The organism is Mesorhizobium sp. M7A.F.Ce.TU.012.03.2.1, assembly GCF_004006095.1.
Lineage (GTDB): Bacteria > Pseudomonadota > Alphaproteobacteria > Rhizobiales > Rhizobiaceae > Mesorhizobium.
This window is the reverse complement of sequence record NZ_CP034779.1, coordinates 1,953,680-1,978,927: the sequence shown is the minus strand read 5'-3', so window position 1 is coordinate 1,978,927 and position 25,248 is coordinate 1,953,680. Positions and strand designations below refer to the sequence as shown.

Annotated in this window: 21 protein-coding genes and 1 riboswitch; of the genes, 11 read left to right on the top strand and 10 right to left on the bottom strand. The window is 58.6% G+C overall.

Annotated features, from left to right (window positions below):
- Positions 1–516: 516 nt before the first annotated feature.
- Genes EJ079_RS09545 through EJ079_RS09535 form a run of 3 tightly spaced genes read right to left on the bottom strand, consistent with a single transcriptional unit; the run spans position 517 to position 4,975 of the window.
- Entirely contained in the window at positions 517–1,572 is a 1,056-nt protein-coding gene (locus EJ079_RS09545) for a hypothetical protein (protein ID WP_127808898.1), read from the bottom strand.
- Entirely contained in the window at positions 1,569–3,635 is a 2,067-nt protein-coding gene (locus EJ079_RS09540) for a hypothetical protein (protein ID WP_127808897.1), read from the bottom strand. Before EJ079_RS09540 ends, EJ079_RS09545 begins: the two co-directional genes overlap by 4 nt.
- A gap of 2 nt (positions 3,636–3,637) precedes the next feature.
- Positions 3,638–4,975, bottom strand: coding sequence for a metallophosphoesterase (locus EJ079_RS09535; protein WP_127808896.1), 1,338 nt, complete (start codon positions 4,973–4,975; stop codon positions 3,638–3,640).
- Positions 4,976–5,466: 491 nt separating this feature from the next.
- Here EJ079_RS09535 and EJ079_RS09530 point away from each other — a divergent pair, with 491 nt between their 5' ends.
- The 10 genes from EJ079_RS09530 to EJ079_RS09485 all read left to right on the top strand — a co-directional run bounded on the left by EJ079_RS09530 (position 5,467) and on the right by EJ079_RS09485 (position 18,553).
- Positions 5,467–5,730 (top strand): hypothetical protein, encoded by a 264-nt coding sequence (locus tag EJ079_RS09530; RefSeq protein WP_127808895.1) that lies wholly within the window; start codon positions 5,467–5,469, stop codon positions 5,728–5,730.
- Positions 5,731–6,039: 309 nt separating this feature from the next.
- Positions 6,040–6,156: riboswitch (TPP riboswitch) on the top strand.
- A 103-nt stretch (positions 6,157–6,259) separates the two neighbouring features.
- A complete protein-coding gene (thiC, locus tag EJ079_RS09525; RefSeq protein WP_127808894.1) occupies positions 6,260–8,095 on the top strand; it encodes a phosphomethylpyrimidine synthase ThiC in 1,836 nt (611 codons plus the stop codon).
- Positions 8,092–9,093, top strand: a complete 1,002-nt coding sequence (thiO, locus tag EJ079_RS09520; protein ID WP_127808893.1) for a glycine oxidase ThiO — start codon at positions 8,092–8,094, stop codon at positions 9,091–9,093. Before thiC ends, thiO begins: the two co-directional genes overlap by 4 nt.
- On the top strand, positions 9,062–9,259 hold the full coding sequence (thiS, locus tag EJ079_RS09515) for a sulfur carrier protein ThiS (protein WP_024504260.1): 198 nt from the start codon (positions 9,062–9,064) through the stop codon (positions 9,257–9,259). Before thiO ends, thiS begins: the two co-directional genes overlap by 32 nt.
- 1 nt (position 9,260) lies before the next feature.
- Positions 9,261–10,034, top strand: coding sequence for a thiazole synthase (locus tag EJ079_RS09510; protein WP_024504259.1), 774 nt, complete (start codon positions 9,261–9,263; stop codon positions 10,032–10,034).
- On the top strand, positions 10,031–10,636 hold the full coding sequence (locus EJ079_RS09505; RefSeq protein ID WP_127808892.1) for a thiamine phosphate synthase: 606 nt from the start codon (positions 10,031–10,033) through the stop codon (positions 10,634–10,636). The genes EJ079_RS09510 and EJ079_RS09505 overlap by 4 nt, the downstream gene beginning before the upstream one ends.
- The gene (locus tag EJ079_RS09500) at positions 10,627–11,442 is read left to right on the top strand and encodes a hydroxymethylpyrimidine/phosphomethylpyrimidine kinase (protein ID WP_127808891.1); all 816 of its coding nucleotides are present in this window, start codon (positions 10,627–10,629) and stop codon (positions 11,440–11,442) included. Before EJ079_RS09505 ends, EJ079_RS09500 begins: the two co-directional genes overlap by 10 nt.
- A gap of 931 nt (positions 11,443–12,373) precedes the next feature.
- Positions 12,374–12,703 (top strand): hypothetical protein, encoded by a 330-nt coding sequence (locus tag EJ079_RS09495; RefSeq protein WP_127808890.1) that lies wholly within the window; start codon positions 12,374–12,376, stop codon positions 12,701–12,703.
- Positions 12,700–15,216 (top strand): caspase family protein, encoded by a 2,517-nt coding sequence (locus tag EJ079_RS09490; protein WP_127808889.1) that lies wholly within the window; start codon positions 12,700–12,702, stop codon positions 15,214–15,216. Before EJ079_RS09495 ends, EJ079_RS09490 begins: the two co-directional genes overlap by 4 nt.
- Before the next feature lie 403 nt (positions 15,217–15,619).
- Complete coding sequence (locus EJ079_RS09485; RefSeq protein ID WP_127808888.1) at positions 15,620–18,553, top strand: phospholipase D-like domain-containing protein; 2,934 nt, start codon at positions 15,620–15,622, stop codon at positions 18,551–18,553.
- A gap of 141 nt (positions 18,554–18,694) precedes the next feature.
- Here the strand turns inward: EJ079_RS09485 and EJ079_RS09480 are convergent, their stop codons facing one another.
- The 3 genes from EJ079_RS09480 to EJ079_RS09470 form a co-directional block, all read right to left on the bottom strand.
- Positions 18,695–19,954: a hypothetical protein gene (locus tag EJ079_RS09480; RefSeq protein WP_127808887.1), complete on the bottom strand. Its 1,260-nt coding sequence runs from the start codon at positions 19,952–19,954 to the stop codon at positions 18,695–18,697.
- A gap of 2 nt (positions 19,955–19,956) precedes the next feature.
- Positions 19,957–20,334 (bottom strand): hypothetical protein, encoded by a 378-nt coding sequence (locus tag EJ079_RS09475; protein WP_127808886.1) that lies wholly within the window; start codon positions 20,332–20,334, stop codon positions 19,957–19,959.
- Positions 20,335–20,542: 208 nt separating this feature from the next.
- A complete protein-coding gene (locus EJ079_RS09470) occupies positions 20,543–21,001 on the bottom strand; it encodes a hypothetical protein (RefSeq protein WP_127808885.1) in 459 nt (152 codons plus the stop codon).
- 58 nt (positions 21,002–21,059) lie between these two features.
- Between EJ079_RS09470 and EJ079_RS09465 the strand changes: the two genes are divergently transcribed.
- Positions 21,060–21,392, top strand: coding sequence for a hypothetical protein (locus EJ079_RS09465; protein WP_127808884.1), 333 nt, complete (start codon positions 21,060–21,062; stop codon positions 21,390–21,392).
- Between the two features lie 30 nt (positions 21,393–21,422).
- Here EJ079_RS09465 and EJ079_RS09460 read toward each other — a convergent pair whose 3' ends face one another.
- The 4 genes from EJ079_RS09460 to EJ079_RS09445 form a co-directional block, all read right to left on the bottom strand.
- The gene (locus EJ079_RS09460; RefSeq protein ID WP_127808883.1) at positions 21,423–21,767 is read right to left on the bottom strand and encodes an SMR family transporter; all 345 of its coding nucleotides are present in this window, start codon (positions 21,765–21,767) and stop codon (positions 21,423–21,425) included.
- A gap of 133 nt (positions 21,768–21,900) precedes the next feature.
- Positions 21,901–22,950 (bottom strand): betaine/proline/choline family ABC transporter ATP-binding protein, encoded by a 1,050-nt coding sequence (locus EJ079_RS09455; RefSeq protein WP_127808882.1) that lies wholly within the window; start codon positions 22,948–22,950, stop codon positions 21,901–21,903.
- A gap of 2 nt (positions 22,951–22,952) precedes the next feature.
- A complete protein-coding gene (locus EJ079_RS09450; protein WP_245481844.1) occupies positions 22,953–23,912 on the bottom strand; it encodes an ABC transporter permease subunit in 960 nt (319 codons plus the stop codon).
- A 245-nt stretch (positions 23,913–24,157) separates the two neighbouring features.
- A complete protein-coding gene (locus tag EJ079_RS09445) occupies positions 24,158–25,129 on the bottom strand; it encodes an ABC transporter substrate-binding protein (RefSeq protein ID WP_127808880.1) in 972 nt (323 codons plus the stop codon).
- Positions 25,130–25,248 lie beyond the last annotated feature (119 nt).

Sequence of the window (25,248 nt, the reverse complement as noted above, 5' to 3'; positions counted from 1 at the left end):
ACGCAGAGGTCGCTGCCGAGTTGTGTGCCAAGAGTCCCATACGTTGCGGCTCAGAAAGGACCCGACGCACGGCTACGAACATGCCCATAGCGATGGCCGCTATAATCACATATGCCCACCATGGCGCGTTCACAACGCTGGTAAGCCACGTCGCACCGAACGCGCTTACGACAAAAACGAGAGCCTCGATAAAAAGGCTGAGCCTGTACACATTCAGTCGTCTCATCCTCATACCACCCATCCAAAGACTGAGCTTGTTGCGCTACTGCGACAGCAGCCTAACATATTGGAGAGTGCTCACTATTTCTATACTTAACAGTCTCTCCTGAGTATATGTTTTAGCTAGTCACTTATTAGACGGAATTCTGCCAGTCTGCATTCCCCCCTGATCTGATGTAGAGCAGCTTCCAAGTGGGAATTAGTCCCCCATCGACCGGATCGGGCGACACGAACATGCGCTGAAGGCTTGGCGGAACGGCTACTGGGACCATGATGCTACTCGAATGCAAGATAGTGTCAGAACGTCCCGGGAAGGCTGCAGGCAGGGGATGTCAGGTCAATCAGCCTATAGATATGATACCGCCCATTCGCTGAGACTTCACGATGGGCATAGGAGGTGGGAATTCGTGCCTTGAGATGGACGCGGCTGTCGGAGCAGGCGAGCACGGCAGCAGCGATGGCCTGAACCTTCGGGCCGCTGACAAAAACGTTCACCACCGCACGCGAGCCGAACCCGTCGAGATACGTCTCGAAAGCATCGAGGTGGGCCATCAGCCCGAAAGCCTGGATGTCGCGAACTTCGCCATCTTCGAGCCGGTGGGTTTCACGTACCTTGGCCACCTGTTGATCGAGCAAAGCATCGATATGCGCATTCTTCTCGCTTCTTGGGACGAGGAGCGAGATCCGTTCCGGACTGACGATATCGATCAATCCGTAGAATACGTCGGCATCTCCTCCGATCCCCACGAGCAGGACTTTCTCTTCGCCCATTCCTCCGCTGCCTTGAAGATGAGGGACGGTGACGTATCGGTCCAAGCCGCTGGAAAAATCCTCTTTGCCGATCGCGTTCCCGTAGATACCTTCGGCGTACCCGAATTCGAGAGACTGAATCGACATTTTCTTGAATGCCACCGCAATCAGCCATTGGATATAGATTCGCGGCATCGTCGAGCACTCGACGAAAACCTTCCGCAGGCTTCCTTCGTATGAGCCACATGAAGCGGCCATCTGAGTGAGCAGGTGATCGAGGAGATTGATGTTCTTCTGATACTCGATGGAAGGCTCGAGGGTGATCACAGTCACTTCGACGCCCCATCGGGTACCCATAGCGATGAGCTTTCGCCGGTTTTCTTCGACGGCTGGGACGTTCGCTTCCTTCAGAGCAAAGTCCAGAACCACGATCTTGCCGACCTTCAGGTCAAGATGGTTTTCGAACGCGGCGAAACGCGTTTCCCATCCAAGCGCGACGATCGCGATATCTGCCTCCATCGTTTCGCAGGTACCTGCATCTCTCGCCTTCTCGGTGACGGCCAGATGGCCGAAGACTCGATACTCGACAGTTGAAGCGGTCATTCGAGATCGCTCTCGAAAAGCGAGTGCTGGAATTCGGTCTTGAGTGCGGGCCGCGCGACGAGCTCCTTAAACACCGAGTCGGCCCAGTCTTCTGGGAGCCGATGCCTGGTAAAAAGCAGGTCGACCATCCGCGCCGCAGGGATTGTGTTGATTTCGTACGGGCCGCGATAGGAGAACCCGAAGTAAGGTGCAAATCGCCGATGCAATCTGATCATCATCTCCTTCGATGCGGGGTCGGCGCGGTCCACCTCAAAGTTGCCGGCGGCGGAGACCTCCCGGATAAACCCATCCCTTTCCGCCCGACGCAGGACCTCGTCCAGTTTTCCGCTGGGTTGCTCCAGTCGGTTCACCAGCGAGCGCATTTCCTTTAGATCAACCCTGAAAATGCCTCTCTCTGTCGTTCCTAGAGCATTTTCTTCGGCAAACTCTGTCTGGAGGCGAGCGGTCAGGTAACCCAACGCCCGCACCATGCGCACGCTCTCTTCTTCGTACGGATGTGAAAGCGCCTGAAGTCCATCAAGCTTCCGTTGAGAGGCGGCGTTCACAGCCTGTCTCTGCTGTTCGAGATGAATCTGTAAATCCGAGTTGATGAATTCCACCAGTTTTCGTGGATCACTGGAACTCGGAACACTGCGGCGGAAGATCTCTCCCATTATATCAAGGAAATCGCGTATACAGACGTCGCTCAATGATGTGATGATCTGGTGCCCTACGTACGGGTAGTCATGCAGACGCAGCATCTGGCACGCTTTCAGAAAAGCCCATCCCTGTTTCCGGGCGATCGACCTCTTCAGATTTGAAGCATCCGCCTTGCTCATGGGCCGGCGCTTGATTTCCGGGTTCATGAGCGCGAGCGCCAGCCCTTCGGCATAAGGGCGCGCTTTTCGATCAAGAAGGAATTGCTGCTGATCCGCCGTCCTCAAATTCACGGAGAGGAATTCACGTGCTGCATCAGCAAGTGCCACAAGCTCTTCTCTGCCCTCGGAATGACCCGATATGATAACCCGCTCGATGATGTCATTGACGGAAAGCCGCCCCAGCCGGTTTTTGAGCGAAAACGCGCTGAGCGCATCGTTGCGCTCGAGATCACTCCGCAGATGGTCAGGAAGCGCATAGTACAGCCGAAGCGACGACACGTTCTCGCACAGCGTGGCGAACTCCCTCGGATCGACTGAATCAAGATTCTCGACGTCCCGGTCAGCATTCGAGAGCGACTGGCCGGGTATGATCGTCCGGATCGTGTCGTAGAGGCCGCCGATGTAGGCGAGGACCCATTTCACGTTGCCGCGCGTCTTTCTCACCAAGGTGTTCAGGAACTGCTGTTGGAGCGGTGTCAGTGCTTCACAGTCGTCAATCAGTATCTTGAAGAAGGGCGCCCTGTCACCGGCGAAAGATGGGCCATTTAAAAGTGGAGTGATCGCGGTCGCGACCTTGTTAATGATCGCGCCAGGGTCTGTCGCTCTGAAGCCGGTCGCTCCGGCATCGGCGGCAAAGAAGAACGCGTTGAAGCATTCGTCGACGTACCGGGTTATCCCACCCCGCAGCTCATCGATGCTGAAGAAGTCGAGACGGGCAGGTTGGGGTATGAAGTGCAGCACTTCGCGATGCAGTGCCAGGGCGACGTCCCTATCTTCGGAGGCCCGGTATTTCAAGTGGCCGTCGCGTCTGAGCTGGCCGATGCTCTCGAGCAGGCGTTCGACTATCTTCAGCTCCAGATAGTGAGAGAAGATTACGAATTGCCGCGGGATCACGGCGGCCGTGTCGAAGCGTATCCGCTCCGGAATGAGGTTCAGAACCGCGTTGTCGATTAGGGGCGAGAATGTCTCATTGAGCTGGAAGAAGACGCCATACCAGCCGAGCTTGCCGACTTGGTCCGCGAGACTTTTGTCTTCAAGGATATGGACTGTGGAAAGCGAGCGAAGAATGCTGGTCTTGCCGCTGCCTCTCGTCCCTGCGACGAAGACCGGCTTGGCGGCGGCAGAAATCAAGGCCGACTTCTGACTGAACCACAGTATCGGGCGGCTTTCGTACTCGATCCTGTTGGGGCCGAACGGATTCTCCATCGCTATTCGTCCCTTACCTTAATGCGCCAAGCCGAGTTTGCCTTGGTGAGGCCGTCTATCTCGACGAAGCGCGCCGCTTGGAGCATCAGAAGAGAGTCTTCCAGATCTAGCCCTAGCTCGGCGGAGGCGGCAATCTCAGTGATCTCGTCCCAGAAGAGTAACCCATTCCCGCGCCTGGTGGCATGGTCGCGCAGTCGGCGCTGCAGGTCAAACGTGTCGTTGTTCAGAAAGGCCTTGCCGTTGGACATGGTCGAAATAAAGCAATGTTCGCCTTCCATGACCGTCCCGTCGGCGACATTGGTGCGGTAGGGTATAAGTCGGATGCCGACGAGCTCTCCCTGATCGGTCGTGAAGAAGACGAGCTCATTGAAACCTGACTGTATCTCTGGTGCTGAGATGCAGATCAATTTGCCGTCCGGAAACCTTGGATCGTTGACGATCTCGACCGGATCAGCATGTATGTGTCCATGCAGGTAGACGATAGGCTTGTTACCCTGCAGCAGCTGAGTTCTGACAAATCCGCTGTTGAGCATCTCCGCGTATGGCGTAATGCGCGGAGTCTTTTGTGGCAGCAGATTGTGATGGCCGATCATGATGCCGTAACGCATGTCGGGCTGCTGGAGCAATTCCTGTAGGCCTGCAAGCATCTCACGCGAGATGTATGGCGTGTCCATCTGACCGTAATACTCGTCGTCGGACGCCTCCTTATCTGGATCGCTGGGAGGTGTCGCGGGCGAATGTCCCGAGATGTCCGGCGAACCGAGATCTACAGGTTCTGTAGAAGGACTGAGTGCCTCGAGACGATCACGAAGGAACGCGGGAAGGTTCTGAAGCTCCCAACTGCCTATTGCTGTGTTGACGAGGATGAAGTTTGCGCCTGCGGATCCTGTCGGAAGTCTGAAGTGCACGGGTTGGTCCACGGGAACGGTCTGCCAACCCAAGCGGGCGGCTAAACTCGCCATTTCGCTGAATTTCTCAGTCGGTCCAAGTTCGCGCGCGTCATCACGGTTCACATCGTGATTTCCCGGTACGAATATCAACGGAAGCGCCTTTGAACTGCGTCCCTGTGCGCGGCAGAGCAACGTGAAATGCTGGAATGCCGAAGCAATGAAAGTCTTGTCGCCACGGCTCGTGAAATCCCCCATGAAGGCGATCGAATCCAAGGGCTTCGAAGTCGTCAGCCGCCGAAGTTTCGTCAAGACGGCACGCAGCGAAGACGCGCGTAGCTTCTGCGTTATTTTCGGAGCGAACTTGCTATCCTTGGCATCGATGTTGCTCGAGGAAGGATGCCAGTCCGGATAGTGAATATCGCCTACTTGAAGGATTCGCACCCGCCGCATAACTCGCCCCCCTGCCGAGAGCCATAGACTAATCCGTTCGCTTTTGCCAAGCGCGAACGATCATCCGCAGTGTCCTTAACGAGGTAGCCTGCACTTTTCGAGAATTGCCACGGCGGCTATTTTTCGGGTGTGAAGCACACGAGACCCGCGACGTGAGACCCAGTTGCTCAATGCCCAGTTGCTCAATGAGCTTTCTTACGAATAAGGGAGAATTTCCGCGGCCGGACTATCTCTGAGCGAGCGTGCATGACTGCCAACGGAAGGTCTTGCACGCACCCTTGCGATCTTGAGCAATGGTCGCCATGACTTTCTTCTTGTAGGCTTTTGAGTGGCCCAGCCTGCGATCACCAGACCCCACCGATTCTAAAGAGCGTGGCAGATGGGATAGTCGAGGTTGCCCGTGCACAATCACGCTCAGGGCTTGCGCCGCCCAGAGGACACGCTGAAAAGGCAGATTGGGGCGCAAGCACGCCATTCACGAGAGGTTCGACATGAAGACCATGCAAGAAAAAGACATTCCGGCATTCGTACAAGCAGTTGTGGACGCCGGCTGCAACATTTGCGCGATTGGCAACTTGGGATACGTCTTTGGCGATGCTGATTTCACGCCAGCGCAACGGAGGGCCGTCGAGCCACAGCTGCGTAGGATTGCTGAAATCTACGGCGAACGCGATCATCTCATGAACGAGATAGCTGTATATCTGCGGTCGATCGGACGCCATGTCGAGGTTGAGCCGAAGACAGGTATTTCCTGATGGCCGAGATCGCGAGAAGCCGTCTTCCAATCTCTGAATCCTAAAGGAGGTGACCCCCAAGGCCGTTCGTCACCTTCGACCAGAATAACCACATCCGTGACCGCCTGAGCTACTTGGTCGATACGCTCACATGGCCAATACAGTTTCTCCATCCTTCACGAAGCGAATGAGGCTTTGGCCACGGTCAACGGGGCGTGACTTGTCCCCGATGCATGCGCGAGCTCTCCGCCCGGCTGGCCGCCGGCCGTCGCCACCGGCCGAAGGCGCCCGAATGCGCTTGACAAGATAGCGTCAGCCCGTTCAACCTGAGGCATTCACCAGGGGAGTCCCGGCAAGGGGCTGAGATACTGCTGGCTTTCGCGGCGCAGTGACCCGTTGAACCTGATCCAGTTCATACTGGCGTAGGGACGGTGCAAGCGCTTTGCGGGAGTTTACGCCCGAGGTCCTGCTGCAGCAGGTCTACAGAAGCGTCTTTTCATCCTTCCGGCACAGAACTGGGTCTCCAATGCATGAGCAAAGGAGCCTCACGATGAATGCCCTCACCCCCGCCGTGTCGACGGGACCACTGCCCGCCTCGCGGAAAATCCACAAGCCCGGCGTCCTCTACCCGCAGATCAGGGTGCCGATGCGCGAGATTTCCGTCCATCCGACGGCCGGCGAACCGCCCGTCACCGTCTACGATCCGTCCGGCCCCTATACCGATCCGTCGGTCGAAACCAGCATCGAAAAAGGCCTTGCCCGGCTTCGCCACGAATGGGTCACGGCGCGTGGCGATGTCGAAGCCTATGACGGCCGCCACGTCCGGCCGGAAGACAATGGTTTCGCCACCGGCGAGCGCCTGACACCGGAATTTCCGATACGCAATCGGCCGCTCAAGGCCAAGCAGGGCAAGGCGGTGACCCAACTTGCCTATGCGCGCGCCGGCATCATCACGCCAGAAATGGAGTTCGTAGCCATCCGCGAGAATCTCGGCCGCGAGGTGATGCGCGGCAAGCTGCAACGCGACGGCGAAGCCTTCGGCGCGGCGATCCCAGATTTCGTCACACCCGAATTCGTGCGCGACGAGGTGGCGCGCGGACGCGCAATCATTCCCGCCAACATCAATCATCCCGAGAGCGAGCCGATGATCATCGGTCGCAATTTTCTGGTCAAGATCAACGCCAACATCGGCAACTCGGCTGTCACATCATCGATGGCCGAAGAGGTCGAAAAAATGGTCTGGGCGATCCGCTGGGGCGCGGACACGGTGATGGACCTGTCGACCGGCCGCAACATCCATAACATCCGCGACTGGATCGTGCGCAATGCGCCGATGCCGATCGGTACGGTGCCGCTCTATCAGGCGCTGGAAAAGGTCAACGGCATCGCCGAGGATCTGAACTGGGAGGTCTACCGCGACACGCTGATCGAGCAGGCCGAGCAAGGCGTCGACTATTTCACCATCCACGCCGGCGTGCGGCTGCACTACATACCGCTGACCGTCGACCGGGTCACGGGCATCGTCTCGCGCGGCGGCTCGATCATGGCCAAATGGTGCCTGCACCATCACCGGGAGAGCTTCCTCTACGAGCATTTCGAGGAGATCTGCGACATCGCCAGAGCCTATGACGTCTCCTTCTCGCTCGGCGACGGCCTTCGTCCCGGTTCAATCGCCGATGCGAACGACGCGGCGCAATTCGCCGAACTGGAAACACTTGGAGAACTCACCAAGATTGCCTGGGCAAAGGACTGCCAGGTGATGATCGAAGGCCCGGGCCATGTCCCCATGCACAAGATCAAGCAGAACATGGACAAGCAGCTCGCAGTGTGCGGTGAGGCGCCGTTCTACACGTTGGGGCCGCTGACGACCGACATCGCGCCGGGCTATGACCACATCACCTCAGGGATAGGTGCCGCCATGATAGGCTGGTTCGGCACCGCAATGCTTTGCTACGTCACGCCGAAAGAGCATCTCGGCCTTCCCGACCGCAACGACGTCAAGATTGGGGTGATCACCTACAAGATAGCCGCCCATGCAGCCGATCTGGCGAAGGGCCATCCGGCAGCGAAAACCAGGGATGATGCCCTTTCGCGCGCGCGCTTCGAGTTCCGCTGGGAGGACCAGTTCAACCTGTCGCTCGACCCCGAAACCGCACGGTCCTTCCACGACCAGACCTTGCCCAAGGAGGCGCACAAGCTGGCACATTTCTGTTCGATGTGCGGGCCGAAATTCTGCTCCATGCGCATTTCCCACGACATCCGTGCCGAGGCCCAGAAGGAAGGCATGGCGGCAATGGCGGCAAAATACCGGGAGGGCGGCGATCTCTACATGCCGGCGGACGAGACTGGCGTACCGGTCGTGCCAGAGGCTCCCAAACCATCATGAGGGTGCTCGTCAAAGGGGCCGGCGTTGCCGGCCTCACCGTCGCTTTCGAACTCGCCGCCCGCGGCGCGACGGTCACAGTCGCCGAGATGCGGCATGGCCTTGGCGGCAACGCGTCGTGGTTCGCCGGCGGCATGCTAGCGCCATGGTGCGAGCGCGAAAGCGCGGAGCAGCCGGTGCTGGATCTCGGACGCGACGCTGCCGACTGGTGGGATGCGGTGCTGTCGGGTCAGGTGACACGGGCCGGGACATTGGTCGTGGCCGCGCCGCGTGATGCCGGTGAGCTTGACCGGTTCGCCAGTCGCACGTCAGGGCATAGGCGCGTCGATGAAAACGAAATTGCGCTCCTGGAACCCGACCTCGCCGGCCGCTTCCGGCGTGGATTGCTCTTCCCCGACGAGGCTCACCTCGACCCACGCCAGGCGATGGCGGCACTTCATGACAAGCTTGCGACCATGGGTGTCAAATTCCACTTCGGCTGCGACGCCCGGCCTGTTTCGGGTTTCGCCCGTCAGATAGACTGCATGGGAATGGCAGCGGCCGATGACAGGCTGCGCGGTGTTCGCGGCGAAATGCTGATCCTTCGCACGCCAGATGTCTCGCTGTCGCGGCCGGTCCGTTTGCTTCATCCACGCTTTCCGCTTTATGCCGTGCCGCGCACCGATCACCGTTTCATGATCGGAGCGACGATGATTGAAAGCCAGAGCGCCGGACCGGTGACGGCGCGTTCCATGATGGAGCTGCTGGGCGCCGCCCATGCCCTCCATCCGGCCTTTGGTGAGGCCGAGATCGTTGAAACCGGTGTGGGTGTCCGTCCGGCATTTCCCGACAATTTGCCACGCGTCGAAACAGACGGTGAGATCATCGCGATCAACGGTTTTTATCGTCACGGTTTTCTCCTCGCCCCCGCCATGGCGCGCCAGGCTGCCGACCTGGTTTTCAGTCAAGACAGAACCAAGGAGCATGCTCATGAAACTGATGGTCAACGGCGAGGCGCGTGAGATTGCCGCCACCACGCTGGCCGAGTTGCTTGCCGCGCTCGACTATGAGGGCGATTGGCTCGCCACCGCCGTCAACAGCGACCTCGTGCACAAAGCCAACCGCGCGGAGTTCCAGTTGAGCGACGGCGACCGGATCGAAATCCTCTCGCCCATGCAGGGCGGCTAGCATGTTGGAGCTTTATGGAACCGAGCTTTCGTCGCGCCTGCTTCTCGGCACGGCTCAGTATCCTTCGCCGGCCATCCTTGCCGATGCAGTCAAGGCATCGGGCACGTCGGTGGTGACCGTCTCGTTGCGGCGTGAGATGGCGGGCGGTAGGGCCGGCGAACAATTCTGGTCGTTGATCCGCTCGCTGGGCGCCAGAACCCTGCCCAATACCGCCGGCTGCCTCTCCGTCAAGGAAGCCGTCACCACCGCGAAAATGGCGCGCGAGGTCTTCGGCACCAACTGGATCAAGCTCGAAGTGATCGGCAATCACGACACGCTACAGCCGGATGTGTTCGGTCTGGTTGAAGCCGCCCGCATCCTGTGCGAGGACGGCTTTGCGGTATTCCCCTATACCACCGACGATCTCGTTGTCGCCGAGCGGCTGCTGGAAGCGGGCTGCAAGGTCCTGATGCCGTGGTGCGCACCGATCGGTTCCGCCTTGGGACCGGTCAACATGACGGCGCTGCGCTCGATGCGCGGATATTTCCCTGGCGTCCCGCTGATTGTGGATGCGGGGCTCGGACGGCCGTCGCACGCGGCCACCGTCATGGAACTCGGCTTTGACGCCGTGCTCCTGAACACAGCGGTCGCCAAGGCGGCAGATCCGGTCGGCATGGCGCGTGCTTTCGGTAAGGCGGTCGACGCCGGTCGTGAGGCGTTCAGTTCGGGAATGCTCGAACCGCGCGACGTCGCCGTGCCATCGACACCGATGGTCGGCAGGGCCGTTTTTTCATGAAGCTCGATCCCTTCTACCTGATCGTCGACAGCGCCGCCTGGATCGAAAGGTTGGCGCCGCTCGGCGTCAAGCTGATTCAGCTTCGCGTCAAAACCATGGATGAAACCGGGCTGCGCGCGGAGATCCGCAAGTCGAAGGCCTGGTGTGTCCAACACAAAAGCCAGCTCATCATCAATGATCATTGGCGCCTGGCAATCGAGGAAGGCTGCGATTTCGTGCATCTGGGCCAGGAGGATTTGCAAACGGCCGACCTCTCGAGGATACGGGCAGCGGGCGTCAGGCTCGGATTGAGCACGCATGATCATGTCGAGCTGGAAACGGCCATGTTTGCCGAGCCCGACTATGTCGCGCTCGGTCCGATCTATCCCACCACTTTGAAGAAAATGAAGTGGGCACCGCAAGGGCTAGAGCGGATCAGCGAGTGGAAGCGGCGGGTGGCGCCGATCCCATTGGTCGCCATCGGCGGCCTCAACCCCGACCGCCTCGACGGCGTCTTTGAGGCCGGCGCCAACAGCGCCGCAGTGGTCACGGACATCACGTTGAGCTTCGACCCCGAAGCGCGCACGCGAGAATGGATCGAAAAGACGGACCGATGGCGATGAGACGAGAACCGCATGTGCTTGTCGTTGGCGGATCAGATTCCAGCGGGGGTGCTGGAATAGCACGCGACATCGAGACGATCTCTGCCGTTGGCGTGCGCACCTGTCTCGCCGTCACAGCGCTAACGGTGCAAACGCACGACGCCGTGATCGAAATCCATCATTCGCCACCCAGCATGGTGGCCAATCAGATGTGTGCCGCGCTACAGGCCAACGACGTAGCCACAATCAAGATCGGCATGCTGGCGACTGCCAAGATCATTGTTGCCGTTGCCGCAGTGCTGCGCAAATTTCCGCAAGTGCCGGCAGTACTCGACCCTGTGCTGGCCTCCACCTCAGGCCGCGCACTTCTGGAAGCAGGCGCTATCGCTGCCATGAAGCGCGATTTGATGCCGCTTTGCTGCATTGTCACGCCCAACCTTCCTGAACTGGCGCTCCTTACTGGTTCCGAACCGGCTTCGGATGAGGACGGTGCGCTCCAACAAGGACAAAGACTGCAGGCCGTCGGCCCTCAGGCCCTGCTGATCAAGGGTGGGCACGCGTCGGGTCCCCGATCGGCCGATATTCTGTTACGCTCCGATCATGAACCCATCCACTTCGACACGCCGCGCCTTGCTATATCGATGCGCGGAACAGGTTGCATGCTGGCCAGCGCGATTGCGGCGCATCTGGCGAAGGCGAAGTCGCTCGAAGATAGCGTGCGCGAAGGCAAGCTGTTTGTGTTCGAGAAGCTTCAGAAATGCCGGCTGAATAATCACAACGTTCTGCGTCCAGCCAAGCAGACCCATTTTCCAGAATTTTTCCCGTAGCGAGACTGGAGGGCTACTGCTTCTCTATGCCATCCTTACAACGCGTTGAGTTCCACTGTGCCGTCCAGAATTATCTGTCGTTGTCCAGAATTAAGCCGGGCTTAGAACTGAAACGAACCCGCCGAAAGGTACGAGCGGCCCTCACTCGATAAGGGTTACCAAACCTATTCCTGTGGGCTACCAATCCGCGTGGTGGGTGGCCTTAGGTTACCAATCAGGGCCGCAATAAGCTAATGAAGACAGCTCCTTAGCGCCAGTTCGGAATTAATTGTCGTTGGGGCACATTGGTAACCTGTTGACCGAAGGGCATTGGGAACCCCTTCGGGCGAAAGCGGTGGGATATGAGCCACTTAACAGTCAGGCCGACGACAGATAATTCTGGACTCGTAGGCTCAACTGACGACAGATAATTTCGGCCATTATACCAGACTGCCAATTATGCGACTTTCGAAGCACAGATCGTGAACTTGTGGCTATAGTCCGCTGTGTGCGAACGCGGCCGCCTTCCAAGCTTTGTGAGTCGTTGCTTTCCGAGAAGATCGAAAAAGTCCTGCGCCGAAGCCCCGAATTTGGTCAGATTGCGACGCGCGTTTCCAAACGGTTCAATGACGAGTTCGGGAGGCTCGTCTAGATATCGGCGAGAAAGGCGTCCGACACATTCCGGGTCAGGATAACGGCAGCTGCTTTCTCCAACCGCCGGATAATGACGATTATCCATCTCAAGAGATCTTACAGAGGAAGCACACCAATCTCCACCAAACTCTTTGATGCAATTCAAGTGTAACTTGGTTTGAAGCTGTGCCATAGTCTGCATTGTTCTCGCTTAGCATGTCGAAGCGCAGGTATCAGAACAAGCGGTTTGAAGCGATTTGTATAGGAACATGCTTGGGCGGCTTCGAACGAGACGATGGTTACCGCATGGGAGGGACAAATGGCACTCGAATCTGATTTGGCGGTGTTCGGTGTAGGCGTCGCGGGTGGCGCCGCCAATGAACTTCTGCATTGGTGGGGATTGCGAGAGAATCCGAATCTCCCGGAATATGTCAAAAGGATTTTCTACTGGGTGGTGACGCTTGGCATGATCCTTTTAGGTGGCGGGTTGGCATGGTTGCAGCTCGGCAGTCAGGCCGATGCGCTGATCGCATTTCAGATCGGACTGGCCGCTCCCATGCTTTTGCAGAAGCTTATAAAAGCCGCCCCTGAGCCCGGCGGAGGCATGGGCGCAAAACCGGCCTCGGTGCGCGACTTTCTGCGAGGATGAAAGCTCAGCGTACGCTGACGATCTGTATTGGGATCTCGGCCTACCCGACAAATATTCTCCAGCCGGGCGAGGCACCGTTGCGCTTTTTAGCAAAGAGCGCTTGCGACCTCAGCGCGCTGTTTCAACGAATTTGGCCCGGTCCTGAATGCAAGCATCGTATTATTATTGATGAAGCCGCCTCCCTCGCCAGATTTGAAGAGATGTTGGCGTCGGAAACGGGAGAGTACGACCTTCTTGTCCTGTATCTTGGCGGGCACGGTCGCATAGGGGTCGGCAACGAGTTTCAGTTCCTTCTCCATGAACAGCTGCCTGAGAAGGCGGCGGTTAGCGCTCATAACATCGATTTGGTTCTTGCACGATCGAAGGCCGCCAATGTCGCCCTGCTTCTCGACGCCTGCTACGCCGGCGCCTATGGCGACAATGAAACGTTTTTCAGCACGACGAGCAGTCCAGCTTCGCGCCTTTGTCTCGCGTCCTCCCGATCAGACCAGAAGAGTTGGGAGGACCCCTATTTTAAACGGTCATTATTCGCAGATGCCGTTGCTCGAGCGTTGACCCGCACGCCCTCCCAACTTGGTGGGGAGAAGCGGGTAGCTGGCGATTTTTTCGATGACGTTGGGAGTGATGTCACGCGCCACGCCTTTGCGCTCAAGCGAAGCGAAGCTCAGGAACCTTTTCTGATCGGCCCTCGTGATGATCCACTTTCGCTACCGACCGTAGCGCCGGAAGCCCAGGCAATAGGATCGATCACGACCTTTCAGGTCCTCTTGCGGCGAAGCAGACAGATCATCGCCGGACTAGCGCTTCTGCTGGTTTCGGGGGCTTGCCTTACGTCATACGCAACATGGCGACCGGCGCTCAACGGAACCGGTCACATTGAGATTCGGCCAGGCCCAAAATGGCTGTCACCGTTCAATATCGGTTTTTGGCAACGGCGCGTTGAGACAGATGTCGAGGTATCTGATCTGAGGGATGCTGTTGTCCATGAAGAACTGCTGAACGAACAGGGGCTGCATGCCTGGCCCGGTTTGAACCGGGCCGGCGTGCGACGCTGGGCGGATGCTTTCCTCGACGCCTACCTCAACGCGGATGCCGCAGCTCAGTGGCGTGTCCGCCTAGGTTATCCGGATGCTGTCGAACGCCTCAGCACAACGTCGACTCGGATCGTGCCTATCCGAACGGTTGCGACAGACTCGGCCACGGAGTTGGCCGCCGAGGCCAAGCTACTGCAGCCCGCCACGACCCTTGATGACGTCTGGAAAATCCAATGGCGGAGCAATGTGACAGAGGCGAGCTGCAATGACGATCCGATCTCGCACGAACAGTCGGATGAGCTTGATTTTTATCTTCGACTATCAGAACCGGAGGCGTACGCCGCTTGGTTGCGAGGCCTAGCCCTGGCCGCGCGTGCCGACGGGGCAGTCGGCTATGAAGAGGTGGCAAAGATCGCCGAAATGTTCACCGAAGCAAACCGCGTATGGCGCGCTGAATATACTGCGATCATCTCGGCCCCTGACGAACCCATCACAGCTGCCAGGATCGCAGCGCGCTTCACGGAAAGACCAACGCTCTCGGAGGTGAATGCCCTGGTGGATGTAGCCGCCGCGATCGCGGCGAGACGAAGCGATAGCGCACTTGAGCCGGTAACCGCTGGCGAGCGAGCACGGCTGGTGGGCCTTATGGCAGGCTGCGCCGACGTGGCGGCACATGTTCTGGCAGCGCTGGGCAAGAACGGGAATCCCGAGCGCGTTCTATCTTGGGCCAATGGGCGCGCAACGTCCGATCAAGGGCGCATCGCATTGCGTATCCTCGCGGCGCATGGCGCGCTGCCCGACAATGTCATTGTCTGGGTATTGGACATGCTGGGCTTTGCAGGCGACGCGTCTGACCGCAAGCGCGCCTTTGTTAATGGTCGTGAATGGTTACGGTCGGTAGCAGACCTACGGCACTTGCCGGACGAGCTCGTGTATCGGCTGATGGACTATGCCACCGAGCGGGCCGCCCGTGGCGATAGTAAGGGAAGTGAGCAGGCAATCGACATCATAGCTCGCACGCCCGCAGGAGCGGCTACCACTTTAGATCCCCGCTACCGAGCATTGCTGGATGTATCCGCCTATGTCTTGCCGCCGAGTGAGACCGAGGTGGAGCTTGCCGGTCTGCTTGCACGCTCGGGCACAACCCTTTCGCGGGCTCAACGCGACGCTTTAATGAGCGTCATCGAAAGCTCGGACGCTGAGCCACGGCCAGTGGTCTTCACCAACGAGGACAAGGGCGAGCGCGGAGAAGCGATTGAACTTGTCGCGGGGTTGCGGTTCCCTCATCTGTTGGCCTTCTCCCGGCTTGTCCTCGGGTCCAGTGTAGCAGGCGGCCCTGCCAAAGATCCTCGTTCATTTCCCTTCTTGCAACGCGCGTTGGCGCGGACGGTCTGCGGTTCGGAGTTCGACCCAACACGCTCACAGAAGTGGCCGAAGCGGCGGCCGTCGCGCTTGCAAACCAATCAAACCTGGAACTAGACGCTACAATGTTGCGCGATCAGTTGCGCATTGCTCCAGACGCCGCGGCCCGCCTTGCGGGAGTTCAAATTGTCGACGCCGCAATTGCGAGAATGCCGCCGGCTCGCCGAAACGAAACGCTTGGAGGGCTCAGGACATACTGGCGCACTGAGCGGGAGCCTGAGATAAAACTCGCTCTGGCGGCGGCGATTGTTCGCGCCCTGGCGGAACCGACGTTGGCCAGAAGCGACGCGGCGTCGTCACTCTCGAAATGGCGAATTTTCACCCTTGGGCTGACGCTCAAACTCGCGCGAGCTGAATACTAGCAACAGAATATTTCGTGAAGCGATGTCGTAATGTAGAAATACGCTGCGAGTAAGAGACTTCAGGCCAATCACTGCACCACTCCAAATATGGTCACACCATGAAAGAGCTCGGCAAGACGCTCGTTGAAGTGAATGCCCGAAATCTTGGTGCACCCTATGCACGCGACCAGGATCTGGTGAAGAAACTCGCCGCCGAACAGCAGGCTGTCCGCCATCAGTGTCGCATTGAGGACCGTGTCGCGAATACCGTGACCCTGAACGATATCGTCGCCCTGCCCGAAGCCACCCATCCCCGCCCGGATTTCGACCGCCGCTTCCGCCCTATGGCACTGCCACGGACGCCGGATGCGCTTGGACCGACCCTGGTCATCGACGGGCCGACGACACGCCCGGCGGAACTGGACGTTGCACGTATTCGGGAAGAGTCGATAGCGTTGCGGCACGGCCGCCCGGTGCTTGCGATTAAAGATGGCGACACTGTTCTGGAATTCGCGCAATCCGCTTCCACCGCATGGCGCGAGAAACTCGTGGCCGCATCGCCGCAGCTTCGCCGGACAATCCCTTCGGTCGGACGCGTCGAACTGACGAACTACGTCGCGGCGCCTTCCGTCGGAACAGCATGGATGATTGCGGCCGAAGTCGCAGTGACCAACCGGCACGTGGCCGAATACTTCGTGCAGCGATCGGTCGGCGGTCTGCGCTTCCTGTTGGGCGACGATCGGCGCATTCCGATCGGGGTTGACGTCGACTTCGCCGAGGAATTTGGCTCAGACGTGGAACGCGAATTCGACGTCGCGGAAGTAATCTATCTGGCGCCGATGAACCTCCCGGACATCGCGTTGCTGCGGATTAAGGGCAAGTCGGGATTGACTGTGCCGCCTCCGCTGACACTTTCGAAGACGTCGAGCGTCGGAAAAACGGTGGCCGTCATCGGTTATCCGCACCGGGACCCGTTCTTGCCTGAGCAGACGTTGATGGATGAGATCTTCTTCAACGGCTATGAGCGCAAGCAAATCGCGCCCGGCTTTGTCATGAACGAACTGACGGCAGATATCGAGCACGACTGCTCGACACTGACGGGCAACTCGGGTTCGCCCGTCGTCGATCTGGAAAGCGGAGAGGTCGTGGGGCATCACCGGGCGGGAATATTCCTGTCACGCAACTTCGCGGTGACGCCTGCGGGCATAGCCCAGGCCGTCGATCTTGCGCGGCGACCGCCGATCATCGGGGTTGAAGCAAGGCCGCCGGCTCAGGAACCGGACGTTACAACCATGGGAGGGGCCGTAGTGGCAAACAACGAGGTCAAGATTACGATCCCTTTGACAATCACCGTGTCGCTCGGCGAACCGGGCGGGGCAACGGCTGCCGCCGCGGCTACAACCGTAGGACCGGTCGAGCCGAAGATGACACCGCTCCTCACTGGACTGACGTGGGATCAGATCGAGGCGGCCATCCCAGCAATCCGCACTGCGCTTGGCAACCGGCGCGACGTCATCGCCGTGAAGCCTGGTTACCGCGTGACCAGAGGCATGATGACCAAGGAACCGGTCGTCGTTGTTTCCGTCAGGCAACGCTACGAACCGGACGAACTCACCTCGATGGGTCTGTTGCCGCTACCAGCCTCGATTGGCGGCTATCCCATCGACGTGGCGGTCGCTACGCTCTCTGAGAGTCTGGGTATGGACCTGGAAGCGGCGTCCGAGGCTCCCTGGCAGTCTGCGTACAAGAAGCGCAAGCTGAAGGCCGTCAAGGACGACATGTCGATCACGCTGTGCGCGAGCCCCGATATGGGCTGGCCCGAACTGAAATCCTTCCTCAAGAAGGTGGATCGGACGCTGACGGTTGCCATGTACGATTTCGGCGCACCGCATGTCATCGAGGGTGTCCGCGGCAGTCTAACGGCGCCAGGCGCGACCATGACGCTCGTGCTGCAGGAAGGCGAGTCGCTCAAGAAGACGGGCGCGAAGAAGAACGACCTGAAGGACGCCGAGGTTGTCGACCTGCTTGCGACAGATCTCTCGGACCGGTTCGCGTTTTCCCTTGCCTCGGTCTATAGGCCGGTTGGCTACAAGAGCAACGCCTTCGGACTTTTTGAAAGCAGCTACCACATCAAGGTTGCGGTTCGAGACAACGCCGCGTTCTGGTTGTCGTCCGGGAATTGGCAATCGTCCAATCAGGCGCCGGTCGGTGAAGGTGACGACCTCGGCACGCCCACCGGAATGTGGAACGACTACAATCGCGAGTGGCATGCGATCGTTGATCATCCCGGTTTAGCCAAGACGTTCCGAGAGCACATCGAGCAAGATCTGATCGAAGCGCGCGAAACCGCGCGGCCGGAGGCTCCCGCCATCGAGCGATATGTTTGGGTTCCCATCGACTATCTGGAGCCCGATACCGCTCTGATAGAAGCGCCATACGTTTTGCGCAAATCGCTCACCATCACCGGCAAGATCAAGGTTCATCCGCTGCTCACGCCGGACAATTATTCCGAAGTCGTGCTCGATCTGCTGGATCGCGCGCAACGGCGCATCCTGTTCCAAAACCAGACGTTCAAGCCGTCCGGTGACGGGAGCGATCGCCCGGGCTTCCGCGAACTGATTGAGGTCATGCTGCGCAAGCATAACGATCCAACGATCGAGGATTTCAGGATCATCATGCGAAACGGCTTCGACACGGATCGCCAGGTCACGACCAACATTCAGCGTCGCGGTTTTGATCTCGAACGCGTGCGCGTCAATGGCCACTGCCACACCAAAGGCATCGTGATCGACGACGACATTGTCGTCATCGGAAGCCACAACTGGTCCAGCCAAGGGGTGACGACCAATCGTGATGCAAGTCTGGTCCTCCACGACGCGCGCGCGGTACGATATTTCGAGGACCTGTTCCAAGCGGATTGGCTGCGATCCAAGCCGCCGCAAACCGACGAGAACGCGCCCCCTGTCGCCCTGGTCGACCCGGGAGACGAGAGCGTCAGACCCCGTATGGTCAAGATACCGCTGGCTGCATGGCTGGCAGAGCAGGAGAGCTAACGCTTCGAAACGGATTTCGTGCACATTCACGTTGCCGAAAAAATCCAGAATGACTTGCATGACATGGCAGCCCACGGACAGCGAAAGCCGTGTGGCTTCTTTGGACCTACTTCGAAGCCCTGACTTGTCGAAAGTGGAGCACTAGCCCAGTTCCGATGGGAAGATTGCGTCGGCAGATCCTTTGAGGAACTGTCCTGTTGAGGGCAGAAGCAACAGCGCCAAGCGAGTGGGCGTATCCAACTTCATCGCCTTGCCCAGCATCGCTGCCCGTTCCTGGATCTTAATCGGAGTCGGGGGGATCATGTCCTCCAGCAGTTTCATGACGACCTGATCGAGGAACCCGAAAGTTATTCCATCGGTGAGCACATGCGCTTCGATGGCAGCCATGATCTCCCTATTGAAGCCGGCCAAGTCGCAGGCTCGAATACCAACCTCGGTGAGTGTAATAAATCCACCCGGCTGAACAACGAAACGGGCTTTGCGTAAAAATTCCAAGTACTCGCTCAAACGCTCTGAAGACACGTACCTGGAAGTGCCGCCCTTCTCCTTCTGCAGGAGGAAGATCGGATCGGACCTGACCGCCGCCCTCAGCTTGTCTACCGAGAGAGGCACTGTCTGGATAATGTGGAGCAGCCGGAACACCCGTCCGTAGATACTGCGATCGGAGGCGAAGGGGTTGTAACCGGTTGAAACACGGCGCGGCGCTGACAAAAGGACAGTGTTCCCGTATTCGCCGAATGCACGTGGAATCTGAGGCGAGCCTGTCTGAGATGCGGTGGAAATCATTCGCCCGCGGGCATTCTCGAAAACCTTATTGTAGGTCATGCCTTCATGTCGACGGTCGAGGCGCTGATCATTTTTTTTGATCGGAGCTTCAAGGGCGCGAAGCACAGCATCAGAAAATGCTGCGTCGAACGCGTAGGCGTCGCCGGTCCCGAACATCGCGAACCAGTCGCCGCTAGCGACGCGGAACTGCTGTTCGGTTCGTCCGGCGTGACATGTATCCAGAATGACGGCGAGCTTCCGAATGCGCTCGCTTGCTATAGTCTCAAGTAACGATCTAAGCTGGATGAACCGGTTGTTTCCGTCCTTATCGACATCGAGGATGAGGCGTATGTCGTCTGCTCCCTCGCTTACGCTGTGCCCGACGAAGTACATCAGCAGCTCGGTCTCGCTAGAAATGCCAGATGCGCTATCAAGCTGCGCGACGATATCAGCACGAGCCGGGTTCTCGAGCGCGACTGGTTTCGCTCCGCGGTCAGCTAATGATCTGAAGCCATACCGATCTTCATCGAAGATCTTTTGCCATCGCGCCAACAACGACAACACTTTCTGCGGGGTGGGAATGGTGCGTCCTGCAGCCTTCCAGCTGCCGATCACAAGCGCCCGACGGTCGACCATCGCTAACCCTCGATTGATTCGAGGATTTTCTTGATAACACTAGTCGCAACCGGAAGCGCCAGCTCCTTGCCGAGGAATTTGATCTTCACAATAGGCTTTTCTTCCCCTGAAGCTTCCCCTTTCTGGGCAGGTTTTTCGCCCGACTGCTTAGACGTAGCCGCAGCAATGATCTGGTTGATGCCGTAAATGAGCGCGGAGGCATAGGTCTTTGCCATAGCGGGATCAGTGGCGATGTCGATGATCCATTGAAGCGCCGAAAGATCGCCTTGCGCTCCAGGAGGTGCCGGCCGCTCCTTTGGCTTAGGTGCGTTTGTGCCCGCGGCGGCAGCGAGTTTGTCTAATTCCGCCTGAATATTCGCAACGAAAGCATCGCGATCCACGCGGCGGTAGCGGACCCGCCAGTATCCAAGATGACTTCAATCTTCATTGCCGCCCCATTTTCTTAAGTTTTGCTCTCGCTTGCGCCACCACTGGTCTATAGCCTTGCGGGAAAGAGCATTCCATCCGATCCTTGCGTGTGAGTGGGATATCCCCAGCCCTTCTGCTACCTGTCAGATGACAAACGACGCCTGAGTCGTTGCGCCGCCGTCAACTCGGCTTCTTCATCTTCTTCATCGTCCCGGTCGGCTTCGGCGTCCCTCGACAACACATGATGAGCGCAAAGCCATCCCGCTGCAGCAGCACCTGTTCATAGAGCGGAGCTGGCTTGCGGCCCCTTTCAACATGGGTCCATACGCCGGCGTCGGTCTCGTCGATATCGCTCGCCACGCCCAATTCGTGCTTGCGGCGCCGCAGCAGGGAGTGGTCTGGAACGAGGGTCCCTCGTGGCGCGGTGAGGTTGGGAAATTTCAGCGGATCCCGATAATCGCGAAGGATCTTGCCGTTTTGCGTCACCACCAAGGCTACGGGTTCCTCACGGAAGCGCACATAGGCCCTGCCGGCGGCCTCCTTGCTGACGTCATACTTCGTCGCGATGCTGGAGAGCTGCCGGATGTCGGGGTCCTTGCCGACGGCGACATCCACGCGCAGGCGCGGCGGCGGCATCAATATGGAGGCGGCTATCCCGCCAACAAACTATCGCAGTTGCCGCTCGCCTGGATGGGCGATGAAAGCGGAAAGTCACGGTCTCACTTTCCGCTATCCCGTGATCGTCGACGGGGATTCTCACCGGGATCAGATCGTCGATTCGTATAGCCAGTTCATGTACGGTCTTTTTCTGCACGCCGGCCTGCCCCTGCCGCGCGGCCGCGATCCGCCTCATGCGGAAGGCGAGCGGCCCCTCGACAATGACGGTCCGACGATGCATCCTTCTTTGGTGCCTCTCTCCGTTCCCACTGCGTCTGCCAAGCCAATGGCGCGCAGGCGATCGCCACCCCTTATGCCGTATAATCGACAATCACCGGATAAAGCGGGACTGCGTATTTTCAACAACTTGTAACCCGTGGGCCTTCTCCATCACGACTAGGCGTCAGTGAGGGACGCTCGTTGAAAACACGTTTATCACCACCACCCCACAAATGATGAAAAGAATGCCAAGGACAGCCGCCGGGTCAAGCGGCGATCTATAGAAGACCACGCTCACCACAGCAGTCAGCACCATTCCGACACCACACCAGATCGCGTAGGTCACACCCAGCGGAACCACCTTGAGTGCATGAGACAGAAAGAACAGCGCGACGATGAAGCTGGCGATAGCAGCTGCGGTGGGCCCAAGCTTCGTGAACTGTTCCGTCCTCGGCAACAGCGATGAACCGATGAATTCTGACACAATGCCCAACGCCAAGGCTCCGTAGGCTATGACCAGAGGGCTCATGCAGTCATCGTCCCGAGCGACGCCTGAAAAGTCTCTGCAGAATGGTGCGCATCCATGGCGCACGGCATTGTTTCGGCAAGAGCGAAGTCCATTCGGTTGAGGAGCGCCATGAAAATCCCATCATTGACCCGATCTACGTGTTGCTGTGGATACGCCCCGTCGCGACGGCGGGTACAAGTGCCTTCAGAACATCAGTCATCTTGAGCGTGCCCACCCGGACTCCGTCCGAGTGCACCGCAAAGGATTTGTCGGCGGCGCCACGGGATCGCAGGATCGCCCGCTCCAACGTCTCGTCTCCATCAAGGACTTCCAAGCCATCGTCCTCGGTGTCCGTCTTCTTCATCACGGAACGCACCCGAAGCACCCGTGCGCGATTGGTATCGCTTACGAAATCTTCGATGTAGGGATCTGCTGGGTTGAGGAGGATGTATTGCGGCTCCCCCTGCTGCACGATCTCACCGTCCTTCAGGATCACCAGATGATCGGCGAGCTTAAGCGCCTCATCGAGGTCATGGGTGATGAATACGACAGTCTTCTGGAGGTCCTTCTGCAGTTCCAGGAGAAGGTCCTGCATGCTTGAGCGGATAAGCGGGTCCAGCGCCGAATAGGCTTCATCCATGAGCATGAGCTCCGAGTTCGAAGCCAATGCCCTCGCAAGGCCAACGCGCTGTTGCATGCCTCCTGAGAGTTGATGGGGATAGAGCGACTCCGAGCCGGCAAGGCCGACCCTGCTGAGCCACTTGCGGGCAGTCTCGTCGGTTTTGGCGCCGCCGTCACCGCGCACCGAACACGGCATACCAGCGTTTCGCAGAACCGTCTCATGCGGCAGCAGCGCAAACTTCTGAAACACCATCGACATCTGGGTGCGGCGCAGATTCTGGAGCCGCACCTTGTCCAGCTTCATGATGTCTGTACCATTGACGATAACCTCGCCGGCGGTAGGATCGACGAGGCGGTTGAGGTGACGGATCAAGGTTGATTTTCCGGAGCCCGACAGCCCCATGATCACGGTGATCTCGCCCTTTTTGATCTCGACGTTGATGTCGCGCAACCCAAGTACATGCCCGTGGATTTGCAGCATGTCCTTCTTGTGCATGCCCGCCTTCGCGTGGGAAACCATGGCCGGCGGGTTGTTTCCGAAGATCTTGTAGAGGTTGCGGATTGATACGAAACTCTCGGTCATACTCATGTCCGCGACTGGTGCATCTTGTTGACGCGCTGAAGGGCCGCCCGGCTGACCCGATCGAGCACAATGGCCAGGAGAACAATTCCGAGACCTGCGACGAGGCCGACGCCGAGTTCAAGTCTGTTGATACCGCGCAGGACAAGCGTCCCCAAGCCAGGCGCAGATACTAGCGAAGCGATGACGACCATCGATAAAGACAGCATGATCGTTTGGTTGATGCCCGCCATGATGTTCGGCAGAGCAAGCGGCAACTGGACGCGATAGAGCTTTTGCCAGGAGGTCATGCCAAACGCCTCCCCCGCTTCCAGAACGTCCTTGTCCACCAGCCGGATGCCCAGATTGGTGAGCCTGATAGATGGCACGATCGCATAGAGAATGATTGCGATGCCATAGAGCTTCGGCTCCGTGACGCTGAACAGGAAGATCAGCGGGATAAGATAGACGAAGGTGGGCAGCGTCTGCAGCAGGTCGAGAAAAGGCGTCAGCCAGCCCTCCAACCGGTTGCTGCGCGACATCGCTATGCCGATCGGCACGCCAAACAGGACGCAGATGAACGTACAGACCATGATGATGGCGAGCGTCTGCATCGCGTAGCCAAAATGGTCAATGAACGCCAATCCAAGGAATGCCACCAGTACGAAAACCGTGACGCCGATGCGACGCCCAGCAAAATGGGCCACGGCAACCAGGATGAGGATCGTCGCCCACCACGGAAGGGACTGCATGATGTCGATGGCGTTGCGCAACCCCCAGCTCAACGGCTGCGTAACCGGGTCGAGAACGACTTTAATGGGGTCTTTCACATCCAGGAACAGACGTTCCAGGCCGGCTGTCATGTCGCGGGTGCGTGGAATGGCGCTGCAGGCCTTGTGGAGGACGTCCAGGGACGGAAACGGAAAAGATTCGGTTTGGCCGGTCCCCGCGGTGCCGGCCTTCGCAAGAAGCTCGTCCATCGACATGGGGCCGCCGGTTGCGCCGGCGTCGCACCAGGAGCGTAGTCCCAGCGTGTCGAAAGCCTGTTCGTAAGCTGCCATGTCTAGCCTTAAATCGCCGCAAACCGGCAGCTACGCCCTTGGACGCGGCTACCGGAATTGACCGAGGAGCATTTGTCGATGTGCTTGAGGTGCCGCCAGGCATTTTCCCAAGTCAACCACTAGACCCGCACATCCGTTGGTGGCAGGCCCAGTGGCCGAGAGTGTGGATCTCACTTGAGGACCGCTGCAAGCTTTTCCTTGGCTTCGGGGCTGAGCCAGTCCGCCCAAACCGTCTTGTAGGTGGTCAGGAAGTGGACCGCCGCTTCGTCGGCCGAAGCCTTCTTGCTATCCTGCCAGGCCAGCGTCTCGCTCATCTGCTCATTTGTGAAGGTCACCTTGGACATGAGCGCCGCAATCTCCGGCTCACGCTTCTCGAAATCCGTTGTCGCTGCCGTCACCACCTCTGCCGGCGGATAAGCCGACTTACCGGGTGTCTTGCAGGTTTCGACCGCATTGCATGCGTGGATCTCGGGGACATACGGGCCAATGTCGACCTTGACCATCTTGTACTTGCCGAGAACGGACGTTGGACCCCAATAGTAACCGAACCAAGGCTGCTTGTTCTCGTTGGCCGCAGCTATTGCTGCTGCCAGCGTCTCTCCGGAGCCGTGATTAAAAACTTCGATACCGTGGCCTTTCAGATCGAAGGCTTCCGCCAGATGGTCGTTGGTGATCTTGCAACCCCAGCCTTCGGGGCAATTATGGAATTTGCCGCCTACCCAGTCGGGATGCGCCAGAATGCCGTCGATCTTCGCAAGTTCCGGATGTTCGTCCACCAGGTACTGCGGGACCCACCACGCATCAATGCCGCCGGGGGTCAGGACATGGCCTAACGTCTTAACCTTGCCGGCAGCCACCAATCCTGGATATGCCGGCGCGCCGTTGAGCCAGAGTTCGGTAACGATGTCGGGGCGGCCGGTCTCTGCGACCGAGGTGACTGCAGTAGCCGTAGCCGACGGGACAACCGTGACCTTGCAGCCGTATCCTTGCTCCATCAGGAACTTGGAGACGGCGGTTACGATCGAGCCCGAGGCCCAGTTCATCTCGGTGATCGTGACGTCGCCGCATTTCGCTTCTGCCGCGGTCGCGGCAAGGGCGGCAATAAAAGCAGCAGCAGTGAGCTTCAGCGTATGTGAGAGCATTGTTTTCTCCTGTTGGTGTTCCATTCCAGGCGATGTCCCCGTCAGTCAGATGCTGCCAGGGCGGTTCCCCACATCAGGAATTATAGGAACTCCGAACATTTAACTAACGAATATAATTC

Coding starts and splice junctions, on each gene's coding strand:
- EJ079_RS09545 (WP_127808898.1), bottom strand. CDS start 1,572: ATGACCGCTTCAACTGTCGAGTATCGAGTCTTCGGCCATCTGGCCGTC.
- EJ079_RS09540 (WP_127808897.1), bottom strand. CDS start 3,635: ATGGAGAATCCGTTCGGCCCCAACAGGATCGAGTACGAAAGCCGCCCG.
- EJ079_RS09535 (WP_127808896.1), bottom strand. CDS start 4,975: ATGCGGCGGGTGCGAATCCTTCAAGTAGGCGATATTCACTATCCGGAC.
- EJ079_RS09530 (WP_127808895.1), top strand. CDS start 5,467: ATGAAGACCATGCAAGAAAAAGACATTCCGGCATTCGTACAAGCAGTT.
- thiC (WP_127808894.1), top strand. CDS start 6,260: ATGAATGCCCTCACCCCCGCCGTGTCGACGGGACCACTGCCCGCCTCG.
- thiO (WP_127808893.1), top strand. CDS start 8,092: ATGAGGGTGCTCGTCAAAGGGGCCGGCGTTGCCGGCCTCACCGTCGCT.
- thiS (WP_024504260.1), top strand. CDS start 9,062: ATGAAACTGATGGTCAACGGCGAGGCGCGTGAGATTGCCGCCACCACG.
- EJ079_RS09510 (WP_024504259.1), top strand. CDS start 9,261: ATGTTGGAGCTTTATGGAACCGAGCTTTCGTCGCGCCTGCTTCTCGGC.
- EJ079_RS09505 (WP_127808892.1), top strand. CDS start 10,031: ATGAAGCTCGATCCCTTCTACCTGATCGTCGACAGCGCCGCCTGGATC.
- EJ079_RS09500 (WP_127808891.1), top strand. CDS start 10,627: ATGGCGATGAGACGAGAACCGCATGTGCTTGTCGTTGGCGGATCAGAT.
- EJ079_RS09495 (WP_127808890.1), top strand. CDS start 12,374: ATGGCACTCGAATCTGATTTGGCGGTGTTCGGTGTAGGCGTCGCGGGT.
- EJ079_RS09490 (WP_127808889.1), top strand. CDS start 12,700: ATGAAAGCTCAGCGTACGCTGACGATCTGTATTGGGATCTCGGCCTAC.
- EJ079_RS09485 (WP_127808888.1), top strand. CDS start 15,620: ATGAAAGAGCTCGGCAAGACGCTCGTTGAAGTGAATGCCCGAAATCTT.
- EJ079_RS09480 (WP_127808887.1), bottom strand. CDS start 19,954: ATGGTCGACCGTCGGGCGCTTGTGATCGGCAGCTGGAAGGCTGCAGGA.
- EJ079_RS09465 (WP_127808884.1), top strand. CDS start 21,060: ATGAAAGCGGAAAGTCACGGTCTCACTTTCCGCTATCCCGTGATCGTC.
- EJ079_RS09460 (WP_127808883.1), bottom strand. CDS start 21,767: ATGAGCCCTCTGGTCATAGCCTACGGAGCCTTGGCGTTGGGCATTGTG.
- EJ079_RS09455 (WP_127808882.1), bottom strand. CDS start 22,950: ATGACCGAGAGTTTCGTATCAATCCGCAACCTCTACAAGATCTTCGGA.
- EJ079_RS09450 (WP_245481844.1), bottom strand. CDS start 23,912: ATGTCGATGGACGAGCTTCTTGCGAAGGCCGGCACCGCGGGGACCGGC.
- EJ079_RS09445 (WP_127808880.1), bottom strand. CDS start 25,129: ATGCTCTCACATACGCTGAAGCTCACTGCTGCTGCTTTTATTGCCGCC.